Annotated in this window: 17 protein-coding genes and 1 pseudogene; 8 read left to right on the top strand and 10 right to left on the bottom strand. The window is 46.2% G+C overall.

Annotated features, from left to right (window positions below; genetic code table 11):
• Positions 1–15: 15 nt before the first annotated feature.
• Positions 16–1,677 (top strand): sodium:solute symporter family protein, encoded by a 1,662-nt coding sequence (locus DYE48_RS12455; RefSeq protein WP_115823923.1) that lies wholly within the window; start codon positions 16–18, stop codon positions 1,675–1,677.
• Between the two features lie 69 nt (positions 1,678–1,746).
• Here the strand turns inward: DYE48_RS12455 and DYE48_RS12450 are convergent.
• Together DYE48_RS12450 and DYE48_RS12445 are read right to left on the bottom strand one after the other, a co-directional pair.
• Positions 1,747–3,228 (bottom strand): annotated as a pseudogene (locus tag DYE48_RS12450) (gluconokinase).
• A gap of 14 nt (positions 3,229–3,242) precedes the next feature.
• Entirely contained in the window at positions 3,243–4,100 is an 858-nt protein-coding gene (locus DYE48_RS12445) for a MurR/RpiR family transcriptional regulator (RefSeq protein ID WP_115823922.1), read from the bottom strand.
• 346 nt (positions 4,101–4,446) lie between these two features.
• On the opposite strand from DYE48_RS12445, the gene DYE48_RS12440 reads away from it, so the two are divergent.
• The 5 genes from DYE48_RS12440 (at position 4,447) to DYE48_RS12420 (ending at position 9,287) form a co-directional block, all read left to right on the top strand.
• The gene (locus tag DYE48_RS12440) at positions 4,447–5,496 is read left to right on the top strand and encodes a TRAP transporter substrate-binding protein (protein ID WP_115823921.1); all 1,050 of its coding nucleotides are present in this window, start codon (positions 4,447–4,449) and stop codon (positions 5,494–5,496) included.
• A gap of 75 nt (positions 5,497–5,571) precedes the next feature.
• Positions 5,572–6,111 (top strand): TRAP transporter small permease, encoded by a 540-nt coding sequence (locus DYE48_RS12435; RefSeq protein WP_115823920.1) that lies wholly within the window; start codon positions 5,572–5,574, stop codon positions 6,109–6,111.
• Positions 6,108–7,388: a TRAP transporter large permease gene (locus DYE48_RS12430; protein WP_115823919.1), complete on the top strand. Its 1,281-nt coding sequence runs from the start codon at positions 6,108–6,110 to the stop codon at positions 7,386–7,388. Before DYE48_RS12435 ends, DYE48_RS12430 begins: the two co-directional genes overlap by 4 nt.
• 723 nt (positions 7,389–8,111) lie before the next feature.
• On the top strand, positions 8,112–9,008 hold the full coding sequence (locus DYE48_RS12425) for an AEC family transporter (RefSeq protein ID WP_115823988.1): 897 nt from the start codon (positions 8,112–8,114) through the stop codon (positions 9,006–9,008).
• 15 nt (positions 9,009–9,023) lie between these two features.
• On the top strand, positions 9,024–9,287 hold the full coding sequence (locus DYE48_RS12420) for an HPr family phosphocarrier protein (protein ID WP_115823918.1): 264 nt from the start codon (positions 9,024–9,026) through the stop codon (positions 9,285–9,287).
• Positions 9,288–9,310: 23 nt separating this feature from the next.
• On the opposite strand, the gene DYE48_RS12415 is transcribed toward DYE48_RS12420, so the two are convergent.
• The 4 genes from DYE48_RS12415 to DYE48_RS12400 all read right to left on the bottom strand — a co-directional run bounded on the left by DYE48_RS12415 (position 9,311) and on the right by DYE48_RS12400 (position 11,116).
• A complete protein-coding gene (locus tag DYE48_RS12415) occupies positions 9,311–9,871 on the bottom strand; it encodes a transposase (RefSeq protein ID WP_115823917.1) in 561 nt (186 codons plus the stop codon).
• 206 nt (positions 9,872–10,077) lie between these two features.
• Complete coding sequence (locus tag DYE48_RS12410; protein ID WP_115823916.1) at positions 10,078–10,275, bottom strand: hypothetical protein; 198 nt, start codon at positions 10,273–10,275, stop codon at positions 10,078–10,080.
• 35 nt (positions 10,276–10,310) lie between these two features.
• Positions 10,311–10,595 carry a hypothetical protein gene (locus tag DYE48_RS12405; RefSeq protein ID WP_089652072.1) on the bottom strand — a complete coding sequence of 95 codons (285 nt, stop codon included), beginning with the start codon at positions 10,593–10,595 and terminating at the stop codon, positions 10,311–10,313.
• A gap of 44 nt (positions 10,596–10,639) precedes the next feature.
• On the bottom strand, positions 10,640–11,116 hold the full coding sequence (locus tag DYE48_RS12400) for a sigma-70 family RNA polymerase sigma factor (protein ID WP_115823915.1): 477 nt from the start codon (positions 11,114–11,116) through the stop codon (positions 10,640–10,642).
• 164 nt (positions 11,117–11,280) lie between these two features.
• Between DYE48_RS12400 and DYE48_RS12395 the strand changes: the two genes are divergently transcribed.
• Positions 11,281–11,775, top strand: coding sequence for a sigma-70 family RNA polymerase sigma factor (locus DYE48_RS12395; RefSeq protein WP_115823914.1), 495 nt, complete (start codon positions 11,281–11,283; stop codon positions 11,773–11,775).
• Positions 11,776–11,807: 32 nt separating this feature from the next.
• On the opposite strand, the gene DYE48_RS12390 is transcribed toward DYE48_RS12395, so the two are convergent.
• Positions 11,808–12,188 carry a hypothetical protein gene (locus DYE48_RS12390; RefSeq protein ID WP_089651982.1) on the bottom strand — a complete coding sequence of 127 codons (381 nt, stop codon included), beginning with the start codon at positions 12,186–12,188 and terminating at the stop codon, positions 11,808–11,810.
• Positions 12,189–12,388: 200 nt separating this feature from the next.
• Here DYE48_RS12390 and DYE48_RS12385 point away from each other — a divergent pair, with 200 nt between their 5' ends.
• Positions 12,389–12,841, top strand: coding sequence for a VanZ family protein (locus DYE48_RS12385; protein WP_115823913.1), 453 nt, complete (start codon positions 12,389–12,391; stop codon positions 12,839–12,841).
• A 158-nt stretch (positions 12,842–12,999) separates the two neighbouring features.
• Here the strand turns inward: DYE48_RS12385 and thrB are convergent, their stop codons facing one another.
• The 3 genes from thrB to DYE48_RS12370 are packed head-to-tail and all read right to left on the bottom strand — an operon-like array spanning position 13,000 to position 16,257.
• The gene (thrB, locus tag DYE48_RS12380; protein WP_115823912.1) at positions 13,000–13,911 is read right to left on the bottom strand and encodes a homoserine kinase; all 912 of its coding nucleotides are present in this window, start codon (positions 13,909–13,911) and stop codon (positions 13,000–13,002) included.
• Positions 13,908–14,963 (bottom strand): threonine synthase, encoded by a 1,056-nt coding sequence (gene thrC / locus DYE48_RS12375; RefSeq protein WP_115823911.1) that lies wholly within the window; start codon positions 14,961–14,963, stop codon positions 13,908–13,910. The genes thrB and thrC overlap by 4 nt, the downstream gene beginning before the upstream one ends.
• 1 nt (position 14,964) lies before the next feature.
• On the bottom strand, positions 14,965–16,257 hold the full coding sequence (locus DYE48_RS12370; RefSeq protein ID WP_115823910.1) for a homoserine dehydrogenase: 1,293 nt from the start codon (positions 16,255–16,257) through the stop codon (positions 14,965–14,967).
• Between the last annotated feature and the right edge of the window lie 103 nt (positions 16,258–16,360).

Raw genomic sequence — 16,360 nt, 5'->3', positions numbered from 1 at the left:
GATAGGGGGAGAAATATGGACGTACAGTTTATAGTCTCCCTTGCTTTAATTGTCGCTACTTTTGCTCTGTACATAGGTATCGCTGTCTACAATAAAGCAAGGGCTACATCAGATTTCTACGTTGCCGGCCGCGGGGTACCGCCCGTTTACAATGGGATGGCCATTGGAGCGGACTGGATGAGTGCGGCTTCATTCATTGGACTCGCCGGTACGGTCATGATTCTTGGATATGATGGACTCGCATACATTATGGGATGGACAGGCGGTTATTTGCTGCTTACGTTCCTTTTAGCTCCACAGTTAAGAAAATATGGACGGTACACCGTGCCGGAATTCATCGGAGACCGTTACCGCAGCAACACCGCTCGATTGATTGCGGCTGTTGCAACGATCATCATAAGCTTCACCTACTCGGTTGGACAATTATCTGGGTCAGGGGTTGTTATTGGACGTCTGTTTGAAATAAACACGGTCACTGGGACGTTGATCGGTGTCGTCTTGATTGCTTTTTACTCCGCCATGGGTGGTATGAAAGGGATCACCTGGACACAGGTCGCACAATACTTGGTATTGATCATCGCGTATTTGATTCCGGTCATCTTCATGTCGCTGCAGCTGACGCAGAACCCTGTACCTTGGATTTCTTACGGGGACGTCGTTTCGGAAATGCGTACGATCGATCAGGAGTTGGGCATTTCTGAATACATCGTTCCATTTACAGAAGGATCGAAATGGCAGTTCATCGCCCTGATGTTCACACTGACGGCGGGAACAGCTGGTTTGCCACACGTCATCGTCCGTTTCTATACGGTAGCGACGATGAAAGCCGCTCGCTGGAGTGGAGCCTGGGCTTTGCTATTCATTGGATTACTCTATTTGTCCGCTCCTGCTTACGCCGCTTTTTCCCGTTTCATCTTGATGACCGAAGTGGCTGGTTCACAATTGAATAATCTTCCTGCATGGACACAGGCCTGGGTGGATACCGGCCGGCTTTCCCTTGCGGATAATAATAGTGACGGCGTCCTTCAGTGGTCGGAACTTGTCATCAGTAATGATATCGTCGTCATGGCTACACCAGAGATTGCGAATCTAGGAATATTCGTCATCGGTTTGATGGCTGCCGGTGCGATGGCGGCTGCCTTATCGACGGCCGGTGGTTTGATGATTGCGATTTCCGCAGCCTTGTCCCACGACATTTATTTCCGCTCCATCAATCCGAATGCGAGTGAGAAAAAACGTCTCGCTGTCGGACGCTGGTCGATCGTCCTTGCTACTGTAGCAGCAGGTCTGATCGCTTTGAACCCGCCAGGTGCTATCACGCAAATCGTTGCATGGGCTTTCGCCTTAGCATCCGGATCGTTCTTCCCGGCCCTGCTTCTCGGGGTATGGTGGAAGCGGGCTAATGGACCTGGGGTTATTGCCGGTTTGATTGTCGGACTTTCCGTAACGCTTGGATACATTTTTGCAGCGAAATACGGCGGCTTCACGATTCTTGGAATCATCGATACAGGTGCCGGAGTTTTCGGAGCGACAGCCGCTATTTTAGCGAACGTCATTGTCTCTCTCATGACAGCACCACCATCCAAACAAACCCAGGATGAAGTCACAGACCTCCGCTACCCAGAACAAATCGAATACAAAGACGGTGAATACTGGCTCAAAGAAAACGTCAAATAAATAATGGAAAAAATAGGTGTACCAGGTCATCCAAATATTGGATGACCTGGTACACCATTTATTTACATATTACATACGGTGAAGTTTTTCGAAGTCGGTTTGCAGTTTGCCTGAAAGAGACTCGTACACTTCAAAGAGGGCTTTGTATTTCTCATGATTTTCAGCGTTCGGTTCATAATGTTCCTTCATTGGAATGGAGGACTTAATGGATGCTAAGCTGTCCACGTGACCGAGGCTGTACAACGCAACCCAGGCAGCGCCCCAGGCGGAACTTTGGTGACTCACTGGGATATCGATCCGCTTGTTGAAAATGTCTGCGAGCATCTGAACCCACATTTCTGAACGGGCAAATCCGCCGCTTGCGTAAATTTTGTCATGCTTGTTGCCGAGGCGCTCCAGGGCACTTCCAATATGTAAAATGGAAAATAGTACGCCTTCCATCGCTGCTCTCGTCATATGACCCTTGCCGTGAGCAGGCGTCAGTCCGATAAAAGATCCTTTCGCTTCCGCGTTTCAGAACGGTGCGCGCTCCCCGTTCAAGTAGGGAAGAAAAATCAAATTCCCTGCACCAGCTTCCACTTCACTCGCAAGCTTCGTCAGTTCTTCTACTGGAATTTCATCCTCATTCGAGAACAGTTGCTGGATCCATTTCAGCACAAGGCCGCCATTATTGGACGGTCCGCCGGTAATCCACAAATCATTGGTGAAGCTGTAAGAGAACACTTCCTGTTGATCATCAAGCAGCGGTTCACTGGAAAATTGACGAATCGCTCCACTCGTACCAATGGTTATCGCTGTCTCGCCAGGTTGAATCGCACCGATTCCAAGGTTCGCCAAAGGTCCATCACTTCCACCGATGACAAAAGGAGTTCCGGCATCCAGGCCAGACTTTTCAGCGGGCTCCGCATTCATGCCTTTCATTACATATGTAGGTTCGACTGGTTGGAAAAGCTGCTCGCTGCGAATGCCTGCAAGGGCCAGTGTTTCTTCATCCCACTCGTGTTCGTGAATGTTGAAAAGACCAGTGGCTGCAGCAATCGAGTAGTCGACCACTTTTTCTCCGAACCAGCGATACAACAAAAATTCTTTCACAGAAACAAAGTAATCCGCTTTCTGCAGTGGTTCGTAGTGTTTGTTTTCCATCCATAGTAGTTTTGATAATGGAGACATCGGATGAAGCGACGTCCCTGTGCGCCTATACACATCGGGATGGTTTTCCTTCAACGTGGATGCTTCACCAGCGCTGCGCGCATCCGCCCATATCATTGACGGCGATAGAGGCGCTCCTTTTTCATCCATACAAATGAGAGAATGCATGGCAGCGGAGATTCCCACACCGACAATGTCCTCCCGTTCGATGGATCGTGTACTCAAACTCAACGCTTCAAGTGCGGCTTGTTCCATTTGAAGCGGGTCCTGTTCGGCATGCCCGACGACAGGGTGGGAGAGAGGATAGGCCACTTCATATTCAGCAGCAACCTCACCATTTTTATGAAAGACGACGGATTTCGCGCTCGTCGTTCCAAGATCTAATCCAATCACATAACTCATCTTAAACTTCCTTTCTACACACGCTTCCTTGAGATCGCATCACGCATGCGCTGCGTAGCGGTTTGCGCTTGTTCTTTCATTTTTACACTATAATTGACAAAAAGGGAGTCGATCAGCGAGAGGCCGGCGATCCTTGAAGCGAGGGCTTCCGAACGGAATTCCGTTTCCTCTGCGACGGTGTATAAAGACAAATCGACCACTTTTGTCAGTGGAGATTTAGCGAAGTTCGTAATGGCGATAATCTTCACATTGTTTTCCTTCGCAACATCCACTATATCGAGAATATCCTGGTTCGATCCGGTATGGGAAATGACGACCGCCACATCCGTTTCTCTCATTTGAGAGGCAGACATCAGCTGCAAGTGCGTGTCTGGGTATGCATACGCTTCCATACCTGTCCGCATAAACTTGTGCTGAGCATCCATAGCAAGGATGTTCGAACCACCACTTCCGAAAAAGAACACTCGATCGGCTTCAACCAAATATTCCATCGCTTTTTTTAATGAAAGCGGGTTTTGGACATCACGCGATGTTTCGAGCGCCCGGATGTTCGCTTGAAAAACTTTTTCAGTAATTTCAAAGTCCGTGTCTTCTTCAGATATCTTTTCATGGATATCCTGAATCGGATTGACGATTTCTGATGCTAAAGCAATCTTCATCGCCTGATAACCTTTAAAACCTAAGCGCTTACAAAATCTGAAAACGGTTGCATCAGCGACCATAAGATCATCCGCGACCTGGTTAATGGTAGAGTGAACAATTTCTTCTGTATTTTCTAAAATGTAATCAGCGATCAGCTTTTCTTTTTCACTGAACTGTGAATAAGAAGAACGGATTCTGCTAATGACGTGTTTCGTGGGAGCTTCAATCATAGGGATTCCTCCTTCGAATTTCCACTTTCTCTTATTGTATATGAAATTTATTTCAAAAGAAATATTGGGGTCGGTGAAATTTTTTTCTAAAAAACTATTGAACTAAAAAAGATTTATTGTATAATCAGAATTACAGAAAATAATTTTCAGAGTTTTCCACAGCTTTTTTTTAGGTAATCTTTGAAAGCGCTTCTATGTAGAGGCGGGTGGAACTTGAACAAATGAAAGTTATTTTCTATGGAATCGATTCCTGTTTTTTGGCTTTTTGTTGAAAGCGGTTACTAGGAAGACGGGATGCACGCAAGCTTTGTGAAAAAAATTTTATATACAAGGGGAGAGGTAGAACATGAAGAAATTATTTGGTTTATTGTCGATGGTCCTTTTGATTACAGTATTAGCTGCTTGTGGTAACGGCGGAGCAGAGTCGAGCAGTGGTGAAGGTGAAAGCGCTTCAGGTGACAGCGGCGAAACAAAAACGATTAAAGCCGGTATCGGTCTGAACAGTGATCACCCTCAGTACAAAGGTCTATTGAAGTTTAAGGAAATTGTTGAAGAGAAAACAGACGGCGCGATCAAAGTAGATACATATCACAGTGGTCAGCTAGGTGACGACCGTTCCATGACGGAAGCGCTTCAGCTTGGTACACAGGAAGTAGTTGTTCCATCTACAGCACCACTAGCGAACTTTGTACCAGAATTCAGCGTATTCGACATTCCGTTCCTTTTCCCTAACGAACAAGTAGCGGACGAAGTATTAGATGGTGAAGTTGGACAAGAATTGCTTGGAAAACTGGAAGAACAGAACCTTGTCGGGCTGGCATATTGGGAAAATGGTTTCCGTGACCTTACAAACAGTGAGCGTGCGGTAGCATCCGTTGATGACTTTGATGGTTTGAAAATCCGTACAATGGAAAACGATCTGCACTTGGATGCCTTCAAGGCACTAGGAGCGAACCCTACACCAATGGCATTCACAGAATTGTTCACAGCGATGCAGCAAGGTACGGTTGACGGTCAGGAAAACCCTTATGCAACAATCTATCTTCAAAAGTTCTATGAAGTTCAAGATCACGTATCAAACACGCACCACATTTACAGCCCATTCGTATTCTTGATGAGCAAATCTTTCTATGATGGTTTGACAGAAGATCAGCAGAAGATCATGAAAGATGCAGCGGTAGAAGCAGGTAAGCATGAGCGTAAGTTGAACCGTGAAGCGAACGAAAAGTATTTGAAACAGCTTCAAGAAGAAGGCATGGAGTACACAGAAATCTCAGATGAAGCTCGCCAGGAAATGGTCGATGCCGTAGCTCCTGTTATTGAAGATTACAAGAGCAAGATCGGTGAAGAAACAGTAGACAAAGTTTACAAAGCAATTGAAGAAGCGCAAAAATAATAGAATGACAGAGGGTACGCTGTAGCGGGACTGCAGCGTATTCTTCTCCATTCAGGGTCAGTTGAGGTGAAGAAAATGAACATCATTCGAGCGATCGACCGCAGATTTGAAGAAGTATTGCTCGTCATTTTCTCGACCATCATGGTCAGTGTCATTTTCCTGCAAGTCGCAATGCGTGTGTCAGGAAATTCATTGTCCTGGTCAGAGGAACTTGGACGGTATTGCTTTATTTGGTTAGTGTATATCGGAATCAGTTACGGAGTGAAGAAGCAGCGTCACATCAAAGTGGACGTCATGCTGCTTTTACTTAAAGGAAAAGCAAAATTATTGCTAGCTATCATTGCGAATCTACTATTCTTAGTTTTCAGTTTGTATGTTGTCGTCAATGGCTACAGCATTGCTTCCCAGTTACTATCGTTCGGCCAGCAGTCACCGGCCTTACATATACCGATGGGACTTGTTTACATGGCGACACCAGTCGGATTTGCCCTTACAGCGATCCGTCTGGTACAAAACCTAATCGTCCAGATTAAAATGTTGATTGGAAAAAAAGAACTCGATGTCGCAGATGAACGCGATCGTATGCAGCAACAGGAAGGAGAGGATGAATCATGACAACAATCGTATTATTCGGGACATTCGCCCTCTTCCTTTTGCTTAGTGTACCGATTGGAATCGCTCTCGGATTATCGACACTTGCGACCATCTTCTATACTGGCGCCATTCCGGTCCAGTTCTTAATGAAGGAACTCGTCACATCTGTCGACTCATTCCCATTAATGGCCGTTCCCTTTTTCATCTTAGCAGGTGAAATCATGGGGAAAGGCGGCATATCCGAAAGACTGTTCAACTTCGCGAACGCGCTTGTTGGTAACAAAACGGGTGGATTTGCGATGGCGACCATCGTTACATGTATGTTCTTTGCGGCGATTTCCGGTTCCGGACCGGCTACCGTTGCAGCCATCGGTGGAATCATGATTCCTGCCATGGTAAGACAAGGATATGATAAAAAGTTCGCGACAGCTACTGTAGCTGCAGCGGGTTCCATTGGTGTCATCATCCCACCAAGTATTCCGATGGTCATCTACGGAGTTGTGGGTGGAGCTTCCATCGGAGACATGTTCATCGCAGGGATCATCCCAGGATTCATCGTCGGTGGAGCACTTCTTGCTTGGGCGTACATTTATTCAAGACAACAAGGGTATAAAGGTCTGGCAGAGAAAACGTCCCTCGCAAACATCGGAAAAACATTCTGGGAAGCCAAATGGGCACTTGTCATCCCGGTCATCATCCTGGGTGGAATCTACGGCGGAATTTTCACACCGACAGAAGCAGCTGTTATTGCTGTTGTGTACGGTATGATTGCAGGATTGTTCCTATACGGTGAACTCAGTATCAAAGACATGCCGAAAATTTTCGCAGATTCTGCTTTGACGACAGCGACTGTCCTCATCATTGTTGGATCCGCAACAGCCTTCGGTCGTCTGTTGACGATCGAGCAGATCCCGACACAAGTAGCCAACTTCATGTTGTCCATTTCGGAGAATGAGATCATTCTTATTCTGTTGATCACATTGCTTCTGCTCATTGTCGGATGTTTCATGGATACGCTGGCAGCAATCATCATTTTGACGCCGATCTTGCTTCCGATTGCCGTAAACCTTGGTTACGATCCGATCCACTTCGGAATCATCATGGTCGTGAACCTGGCGATTGGTTTCATTACACCACCACTTGGCGTAAACTTGTTCGTCGGATCCGGAATCTCCGGGCTCTCGATCGAGCAGCTGTCACGAGCGATCATCCCATACTTTTTCGCGATGATCTTCTCGTTACTGATGATTACGTTTATTCCAGAGTTATCTCTATGGTTGATCAGCTTCGCTGAATGATGAAAAAAGGACTGACCCTCCTTGTACGTCACCCGAGATCCCTTGCTTTTAGGCAAGGGGTTTTTCGGTTTATGGCTGGATTGTTATAAGACTTGAGTTTGAGGTGTTTTGGGGTTCGTTGCTGAGTTGAGCGTCAAGGGTGGCTGGGAAGCTACTCGCTTTCCTGTGGGGGAGTGGTGGCGAGCTTCCTCGGGCTAAAGCCCTGCGGGATCTCGCCAATCTCCTTCTCCCGCGGGAGTCTCGCAGCTTCCCAACCACCCCATTCGCTATACAGGAGAAACGAACCCTTTTGCCCAGGATGAGTGTCTTCCACCATCTGTATCCTTAAGTAATAAAGCGCTTTGTAGCAGGCTTTCAAAGTAGAATGTTCTCTCTTTGTATCTACAGTCTATTATTAGAATTTTCGCTATTGGTTGAAGTGGTTTCGAGATACATATATGGCAAGGGGCGGTGGGGGATGGGGAGACTCCTGTGGGAAAAGAGTGCTTGGTGAGACCCCGCAGGACGGTAGTCCGAGGAGGCTCAACGCGCTCCCGCGGAAAGCGAGTCATCCCCCGCCGCCCCGATCCCCCCACACAAACATCTCGAAACTGATTCTTCCACAATCAGGAGCTATAGTGGAAGAATGAAAAGTTAGTATAATGAAATCAATCAGTTAAAAAAGAAAGGCGGTGCGGACGCTGTCTAATGGATGGCGGGACGCAGCCGAACGGTAATTTTGTTATGAGTGTATTCATCCAAGTCGTATTGCCGGTTATTCTGATCTTCGGAGCCGGCTTTACCATACAAAAAATCGCTAAATTAGATGTGAAATCCGTATCGACGATCGCTCTGTACGTAATGCTGCCGTGCTTAGTATTCCAGACATTTTACGAAGCGGATTTGAATGGAGAATATTTGATGATGCTCGTCTTCTCCGGGCTGTTGCTTTTCAGCATTCTTGGGATCAACAAGATTGTCAGTAAAGTGAAAAACTACGACCAGAGCATGGAGAGCGGGTTGATTTTATCAACGGCGTTCATGAATTCCGGGAACTACGGCGTACCGATCATTCTGTTTGCTTTCGGTGAAGAAGGGTTTGTTTACTCTGTTTCCTTCATGGTCCTACAGGCGATCATTATGAACTTTTTCGGGGTGTACTATGCGGCTAAAGGCACCTCAGGCCTGAAAATGGCACTGCTTTCTGTTTTGAAAATGCCGCCGACGTATGCGGTACTTGTTGCGCTTCCGATGAATCTTGGGGGAGTGCCCGTACCTGAGAACCTCATGAACAGCATCGACTTGCTTGCAGCGGCAACGGTTCCGATGGTGATGGTCGTACTCGGCATGCAGCTTGCAGGAATTCCATTGAGAAACCTGGAGTGGCCGAAAGTTTCTTATGCGACGACCCTTCGTTTGATAGGTTCACCCCTCATCGCTTTCGTTCTGACATTAGTATTGCCGATGAGTGACATGATGGCCGCTGTGCTGATTGTTTCTGCTGCGATGCCATCGGCTGCAACGACGACGATTTATGCCGTCCAGTTCAACTCGAAGCCGGACCTTGTTTCAAGCATCACTTTAGTGACGACGTTATTCAGTATCGTCACCATACCTATACTATTGAACCTATTCATTTAAAGGAGGAGTAAAGAAATGAGCGAAAAAGTATCCAAAGATGTGAAAGTACACATGAAAGAAACTCAAACAATAATGGAGCTGTCTCAGATCATCCAACGCTATGATTCAGAAATCATTCTGAAGAAAGTTGTCCAGGGAAGCGTGCACGAAGCTAACTTGAAAAGCTTCTTAGGACTGATCAACTTGAGGCTGCAAGAAGGCGACGAAATCGAAGTCACCTGCATCGGTCCCGACGCCGCCCAAGCCCTAGAAGAAGTTGAAACCTTCCTTCAGCCTTAATTGGTATTTTGTGTAAGACCTGGTCACCCATTTCTTGGGTGACCAGGTCTTGCTTTATTTTCCAGTTGCACAAAAACTTCATACTGCTTCACGTCTTTGAAGTAAGAGAGAATGGTAGAGGTTGTAACGAACTCGGAGTAATAAGGAGTGGGGGATAAGTAGTGGGCGTAACTGCTCCACTTGTAGTCTTCAGGCTGAAAGGTGATGAGGGCCCGGCAAGGGTTCAAGTGAATGTAGCGGCTGACTTGAAGTACGGCATTCACATCATTCTCAAGCTTCGCTTTATAGGGGCCTTCGAAAAGATGACCAACATAGCCATATTTCTTGTTGAAATACATCGAGTATTGGGAGTGGAGATCTTTCATGAAGGTACCTGGTGGAAGTTCGATCGTTTCGATGAGAAGGTGTACGTGGTTGGACATGAGGCAAAAAGAGTGGAGGTGGAACGGATGGGAAAGCTTAGCTTCCTGTAACAGTGTTAAATACTTATACCTGTCTTTCTCATCATAAAAAATATCTGCTTTTCGGTTTCCTCTGGCCGTAATATGGTACCAGGCTTTTGGAAACCATCGACGCTTACGCATAACATCAATCCTTCCTCATTCAAATTCACACCTCTCCTTTATTCGACAAAAGCACTCAAACTCCTGCATCATTTCCAAATATTGTTGTACCAGGTCTTACAATTTCTGGTGTACCAGGTCATACAAATAATTCCATTTATAATTCCGAGATGATTCCGAATTTAAATTTGCAACAAAAAAGATCCGTCGTTTTAGACGGATCTTTTTTATGTGGAGCTTTGTTTTTTCTTTTCTTTCCAGAACATGTAGAGGTTCAGACATAGAAACGCGACACTGAAGATGGCGCTGAACGTCGACATTTCGATGGCGTTCGTGAACCATCCCAGAATTAAATAAATGAGAAAAAATCCGGCAAAACCGAGATAAAGCATCGTCTCTTCCTTTCCATAAAACGTCGCTTTCATTATAACATTCTATGGAACGTGGAGGAAAATCACGATCATTCCGGTGGATACATGTGAAAACGGTAGACGGTGAATTCATTGCCAGCTTCGATGCTGTAGGACTGAATGGGGAGGTGGGCAAATAGTGTGCCGTCGGTTTGTTCGATGGAGATGTCGAGTACAAGTTCTCGATCTTCTAACAGGGGCAGGGGAAAAGGGTTGACGATTTCAACCATCCATTCATAAGCCAAACGCTCGAGGAAGGCATGGGTGAATGTTGTAGGCGCATCATCGAGCCAAATATTCGCAAGAGGAAACAAGGATCGGGACGTTTGTTCCAAAGAGGATTCCTCCGTTTTTCTTAGGATAATAGTACTTTCCCTTTTTATTCCGCTAATAAACCGCTGGATACTTTCCTTTTAATTTGTTTCCGGGCTCTTTTAATAGTAGAAGGACTTTTACCAGACAAGCGAGCAATTTCTGCCACGGTATAACCGATATAGGTTTGTTCAAAAATGATTTGTTCATTAAGGGTGAGAGATGAGTAATGCTGGATGTCAAAAAGGAGAAGAGGCTCTTTCAGAGGATCTTTCTCTAGTGGTTTTTGTTGGATGGAGAAGAAATGGACGGCTTCCCTGTCGCGACGGTTTTTTCGGTTCTCCGTTTGGAAATGTCTGTAGAGGGTTTGAAAGAAAAAGGTGGAGAATTTGCTTCGTTCGGGGTCATACCTTTCCACACATCGCGCGTAAATGAGGTAGCTTTCCTGCTGGCAGTCTTCATAGGGCTCAGGGAGTTTCCAACGACGCAGGCAGGAATGGATAAGACGTTGATATTCATGGAATTCGAGGATAGAATCTTTCATGACACACTCCTTTCTATATATCTATTATCCTGTATTTCCCAATGAATGGGAAGCGAAAATCAATTTTCCCCTAGAGAAAATTGAAAAATTTGCAAAATCATGACACCAAAATCCTTTTTTCTATCGATTATAGTATGAAGGATTATTTAGTAGGAGGTTGTGTCATGGTCACAGATGAAATGTTTGAAAGACTAGTATTAGAAAGTGAAGATTTGATCCATTACCATATTCATAAGCTGAACATCTGGGACAGAAATGGAGACTTCTATGCCGAAGGTCTTTTTGCCTTATGGAATGCCTACCGTACATACGACCCAGAAGCGGGAACATTGAAGTCATACATGCACTGGAAAGTCCGCAACGCCTTGATTGATAAAATTCGCAAAGACTCAAGAACGTATGAACAGGAAGAAGAGATCGCCGAGCAGATGGTGCAGGAAGGGCGCGATACATGGGAAGACGAGATTACGGATGAACTTCTATGGAAACAGGTGAAGGCGAGCCTCACACCTAACCAGTGGAAGTGGGTGTATCACTATATCATCATGGACCGTTCCATTGCGCAAATTGCCCATTTGGAAAAAGTAACCCCGGACGCCGTGAAAAACTGGGGCAGACACGCAAGAAAAAAACTGAAGGAACTTGGAACGAACATGTAAAAAGCCCCGGAGAAGACCCCGAGACTTTGCGCTTATCTATTAATAGTTATGTTAATTTTGCTCAGTCCCAAGGCGCGTGCCGCTTTAATCATTCGAGCAGCTTCTTGCTCTGCATCCTGGATATGGACGTCATTTCTGGAAATGCTCAGCGTCGTCCCGCCAGACAACATAGTCGCATCCTCTGATGTATTTTGATCTTCTTTAATAGACAAAAACGATTGTGGTTGTTCTTCAATCATATCTTCCTGACGCATACGATTGACGCGTCCGCGAATCTTACGACCGTGATACACGACGCTCGCATACGGGCATCCTGTCTCAGCAGCGATTTCTCGGTAGTTTTTATCTGTCTCGCCGATCAGACGCTTTACTTCGCTGAGGTCATAGTCGTACTGCTTACTCTTCTTCGCCATTTCGAATCCCCCTTTTTATTTTCTAGTAACATTGTATACAAATTTCACTCATAATAATAGTAGGAGTTAGTAATTCTTTAAATCTTTTAAATTTACTTACAGTTGTTGTAAACTATTAGGTATGTCAAAAGAAATGATAATAGAAAGTGTGACTTATTTTGTTTAAGAGAATTATTTATAGTTTATTACCCCTGGGTGTAATGGGGTTGATTTTTTTCTTTTCTTCCCAACCTTATGAACAACAAGACCTACGTCCAACAATGAATTTTTATATGAATTTGGACCTATTAAAACCATTTCTGTCTCTGATTGAATTTACCTATTACGGGGAGACGATCAATATAGAAAACCGTGGAGTCGATGGAATGCTTGAGTTTCTCATTCGGAAAGCCGCCCACTTGGCCGTATTTTTCCTCCTCATGGTCACAACATTTCTCGCTCTTCATCACAACACTAATTGGAGTTTTAATAGAAAGGTGATCGTTTCTTACATAATCACCGTTCTCTATGCTTGTTTTGACGAGTATCACCAGTCGCTCACGCCAAACCGCACACCCTATGTTGGGGATGTGGTGTTGGATAGTGTAGGTGGTTTGATCGGGGTCTGCTTGCTTTTTTTCTTTTTCTTAAGAAAAAGGATTCTTAAACGTTAATGCTGGATGTTCGTTCTGATATATAGCGCGCCAAAGGAAGGCCAGGTCGCGCCAAAGGGAGCGCAGGTCGCACCAAAAAGCACGATCCACAGAAATGGGAAACTTTTAAAAAGAAAGCAAAAAAGAGAACCAGCGGATGATCCAGCTGGTTCTCTTTGCTATTTTTCAGGAGCTAATACGAATGTTTCGGCACCACTCAGATTCACTTGGAGCGGTTCGACTTGGTAATCATCCAGAGCCAAATCAAGCCGTTTCCGTTTACCATCATCCCATTCATCAAAAAGGGCGACGGTGGTCGGTCCTGCCCCGCTGATGTAGTGGCCGAGCGATTGTTCTTTTTCCAGGATGTTTTTAAAAGAAGAAAAGCCGGGAATGAGAACCTGCCGGTAAGGCTGATGCCAGCGGTCGCTCTGCATCATTTTGCCGGCAAGTGGCCAATTTTTCGTAGCTAATGCGGCGACGAGGACATTGGCACTCCCGCTATTGTTGACCGCCTGTTTGTAGTCCATTTCCACAGGCAGCAACCCACGTGCTTTTTCTGTTTCCAAATGATAGTCCGGAATGATCGCGAGCCAGGTCAAATCATCCATTCCTTCTGTAAAATGGACATAATCCAAATGCTCGCCATCGTAATTGGACACCATGATACCGCCAAAGATCGCAGGCCCTACATTGTCGGGGTGGCCCTCGATTTCGCAGGCGATTTTGAACTTCTCATAACGGCTCAAGCCGAGCCCGAGGAGATGATCGGCCAGTTCGATTCCACCGACGACGGCGGTCGATGAGCTCCCGAGTCCGCGGGCGATCGGCACATCATTCGTCAGTTCCACATGGGTCGCCGGAAGCTCTTCATAACCCATGGCTTCTGCAGTAAATAACGCTGTTTTATAAATCAGGTTGCTTTTACCCGAAGGAATATAGGGCTGGTCTTCTTCAGGAACGGAAAAAAACCACTCATCGGCCGGCTGACAGTCAAGCGTCACGTATTTTGATAGGGCAATGCCGACGGAATCAAATCCCGGGCCAAGGTTTGCGGATGTTGCAGGCACTCGGATTTGAAACCGGCTCATGATTGGACACCTGTCACAGCAGAAGCGAAAATATTGTAGTCATTTTCAATGAGCGTCGGTTTGACCGGACTCTGTTCCATCGCTGTGGTTGGATCCTTCAACCCATTCCCTGTTAACACATGAACAATTTTCGAACCTTGTGGAATCGTGCCGTCTTTCACTTTTTTGATCATACCTGCGATGGAAGCACAGGAGGCTGGTTCAGCGAAGACGCCTTCTTTTTCCGCTAAATATTGATACGCTTCAACGATTTCTTCGTCCGTCACTTCATCAATCAGACCATTCGATTCATCGCGTGCGCTCAATGCTTTATCCCAGCTTGCCGGGTTACCGATCCGGATCGCTGTCGCCAGTGTTTCCGGATCTTCGATGATCTGGTTACGTACAATTGCGGCAGAACCACTCGCCTCAAAGCCCATCATCTGTGGCAGACCTGAACCATGTCGCTCATTGTATTCTTTGAACCCTCTCCAGTACGCCGTAATGTTTCCGGCATTACCGACAGGGATACTTAAAATATCCGGTGCAGAGCCAAGGGCATCACAGACTTCGAATGCGGCCGTTTTCTGACCTTCGATGCGGTAAGGGTTCACAGAGTTCACGAGTGTGACAGGCTCATTTTCCGCCATTTTCCGGACCATACGAAGAGCGTCATCAAAGTTCCCTTTGATTGCAAAAATTTCCGCGCCGTACATGACCGCCTGCGCCAATTTTCCTTCTGCGATTTTCCCATCAGGAATGACGACGATGCAGCGCAGCCCTGCCCGTGCGGCAAACGCAGCAGCCGAAGCGGAAGTGTTCCCTGTTGAAGCACAAATGACAGCCTCTGAACCTTCCTCGATCGCTTTTGCCATCGCCATCACCATACCGCGGTCCTTGAAGGAGCCTGTCGGGTTCGCTCCTTCAATTTTTACATAGCCTTCAATTCCAAGGTCCTGCGAGATGGACGGAATCGGAAGGAGAGGAGTATTCCCCTCATGCAACGTCAGCTTTGGTGTTTTTTCGGAAACGGGTAAAAACTCTCCATACTCATGAATCAATCCACGCCACATGTCAGTTTCCTCCTTCTACACGGAATATGCTGTCGATACTTCTTACAGAATCGAGCGACTCAATGTCCTGAATCGCTTTTTCAAAATCTTCCTCACTCACCTGATGAGTCACCATCATCAATTCACGTTCACCTTCCTGGTCGGTGGAACGCTGGGTGAACTGATCGAAGGAGAGGTCGTATTGAGCGAAAATGTTCGTCAGGTCGTTCAGCATTCCAGCTTTGTCATCGACGTGAAGACGGATATACTTCTTCGTCAGCTGATCTTTTTTCGCTTTAACCTGCTTCGGAAATTGCGGCTGTACATACGCCGTACCTGTCGTACCAAGGCGGATGTTTTTCAATACGGCGATTAAGTCCGCGACAACGGCAGTTGCTGTCGGAAGTTTACCGGCACCTGGTCCGTAGAACATTGTTTCTCCAACAGCATCCCCATACACATAAACCGCATTGAATTCATCATTAACAGAAGAAAGCGGGTGTTGAATTGGAAGCAATGTCGGCTCGACACTGACAGAAACTCCATTATGGTTATTTTCCGCAATGCCGATAAGCTTGATGCGATACCCCAGCTCTTCCGCGTAGGTAATATCATCAGAAGAAATACCGCGAATCCCTTTGATATCCACATCTTCTAAACTATAAGGCATAGAAAAACCTAAGATTGATAGAATCGTCATCTTTCTAGCCGCATCCAGACCGTCCACATCAGCCGTCGGGTCCGCTTCCGCGAAACCAAGATCCTGCGCTTCCTTCAGGACGCTGTCAAAATCAACGCCGTCCTGGGCCATCTTCGTCATAATGTAGTTTGTCGTCCCGTTGACGATTCCCATCATCTTTGTAATACGATCGGAGGACAAGCCATCCATGATCGAGCGGATGATTGGAATACCGCCTGCCACACTCGCTTCATAATACAAGTCACAGTTATGCTTTTGGCATGCTTCGAAAAGCTGTTCCCCGTGCTGAGCGACAAGGTCCTTGTTCGCTGTCACGATGTGTTTTCCGTGTTCAATCGCTTCTAATAATATAGTAAGCGTGTGATCGATCCCACCCATCACCTCTACGATGACATCAATCTCCGGATCTCTCGTAATATCCTGGTACTGATCCGTCAACTGGGTCTCAGCCGGAACCTCGCGGGGCTTAGACATGTCACTGACAAGCACAGACTTAATCGTGACATCACACCCTGTCTTATGTTCAATGCGTTCTTTATGATCGCGGAGGATCTCAATCACTCCACTTCCGACCGTACCAAGTCCTAGTAGTCCTACGGTAATGGCTTTATTCATCGTTCACACTCCTTGTCTACTTGAAATAAACATTATTCTTTGTATAAAGGACATTGTAACGGAAAGGAAATTGAAGCACAAGACCGAATTATCCGACGATTCA

Origin of the sequence: Halobacillus trueperi (assembly GCF_003386945.1) — a bacterium.
Taxonomy (GTDB): Bacteria; Bacillota; Bacilli; order Bacillales; family Halobacillaceae; genus Halobacillus; species Halobacillus aidingensis.
The sequence above is the reverse complement of the archived record's forward strand: the minus strand, read 5'-3'. Positions and strand labels throughout refer to the sequence as shown.

Coding starts and splice junctions, on each gene's coding strand:
- thrB (WP_115823912.1), bottom strand. CDS start 13,911: ATGAGCCGGTTTCAAATCCGAGTGCCTGCAACATCCGCAAACCTTGGC.
- DYE48_RS12370 (WP_115823910.1), bottom strand. CDS start 16,257: ATGAATAAAGCCATTACCGTAGGACTACTAGGACTTGGTACGGTCGGA.
- thrC (WP_115823911.1), bottom strand. CDS start 14,963: ATGTGGCGTGGATTGATTCATGAGTATGGAGAGTTTTTACCCGTTTCC.
- DYE48_RS12420 (WP_115823918.1), top strand. CDS start 9,024: ATGAGCGAAAAAGTATCCAAAGATGTGAAAGTACACATGAAAGAAACT.
- DYE48_RS12385 (WP_115823913.1), top strand. CDS start 12,389: ATGGGGTTGATTTTTTTCTTTTCTTCCCAACCTTATGAACAACAAGAC.
- DYE48_RS12435 (WP_115823920.1), top strand. CDS start 5,572: ATGAACATCATTCGAGCGATCGACCGCAGATTTGAAGAAGTATTGCTC.
- DYE48_RS12445 (WP_115823922.1), bottom strand. CDS start 4,100: ATGATTGAAGCTCCCACGAAACACGTCATTAGCAGAATCCGTTCTTCT.
- DYE48_RS12430 (WP_115823919.1), top strand. CDS start 6,108: ATGACAACAATCGTATTATTCGGGACATTCGCCCTCTTCCTTTTGCTT.
- DYE48_RS12455 (WP_115823923.1), top strand. CDS start 16: ATGGACGTACAGTTTATAGTCTCCCTTGCTTTAATTGTCGCTACTTTT.
- DYE48_RS12425 (WP_115823988.1), top strand. CDS start 8,112: ATGAGTGTATTCATCCAAGTCGTATTGCCGGTTATTCTGATCTTCGGA.
- DYE48_RS12440 (WP_115823921.1), top strand. CDS start 4,447: ATGAAGAAATTATTTGGTTTATTGTCGATGGTCCTTTTGATTACAGTA.
- DYE48_RS12390 (WP_089651982.1), bottom strand. CDS start 12,188: ATGGCGAAGAAGAGTAAGCAGTACGACTATGACCTCAGCGAAGTAAAG.
- DYE48_RS12395 (WP_115823914.1), top strand. CDS start 11,281: ATGGTCACAGATGAAATGTTTGAAAGACTAGTATTAGAAAGTGAAGAT.
- DYE48_RS12415 (WP_115823917.1), bottom strand. CDS start 9,871: ATGCGTAAGCGTCGATGGTTTCCAAAAGCCTGGTACCATATTACGGCC.
- DYE48_RS12400 (WP_115823915.1), bottom strand. CDS start 11,116: ATGAAAGATTCTATCCTCGAATTCCATGAATATCAACGTCTTATCCAT.
- DYE48_RS12410 (WP_115823916.1), bottom strand. CDS start 10,275: ATGAAAGCGACGTTTTATGGAAAGGAAGAGACGATGCTTTATCTCGGT.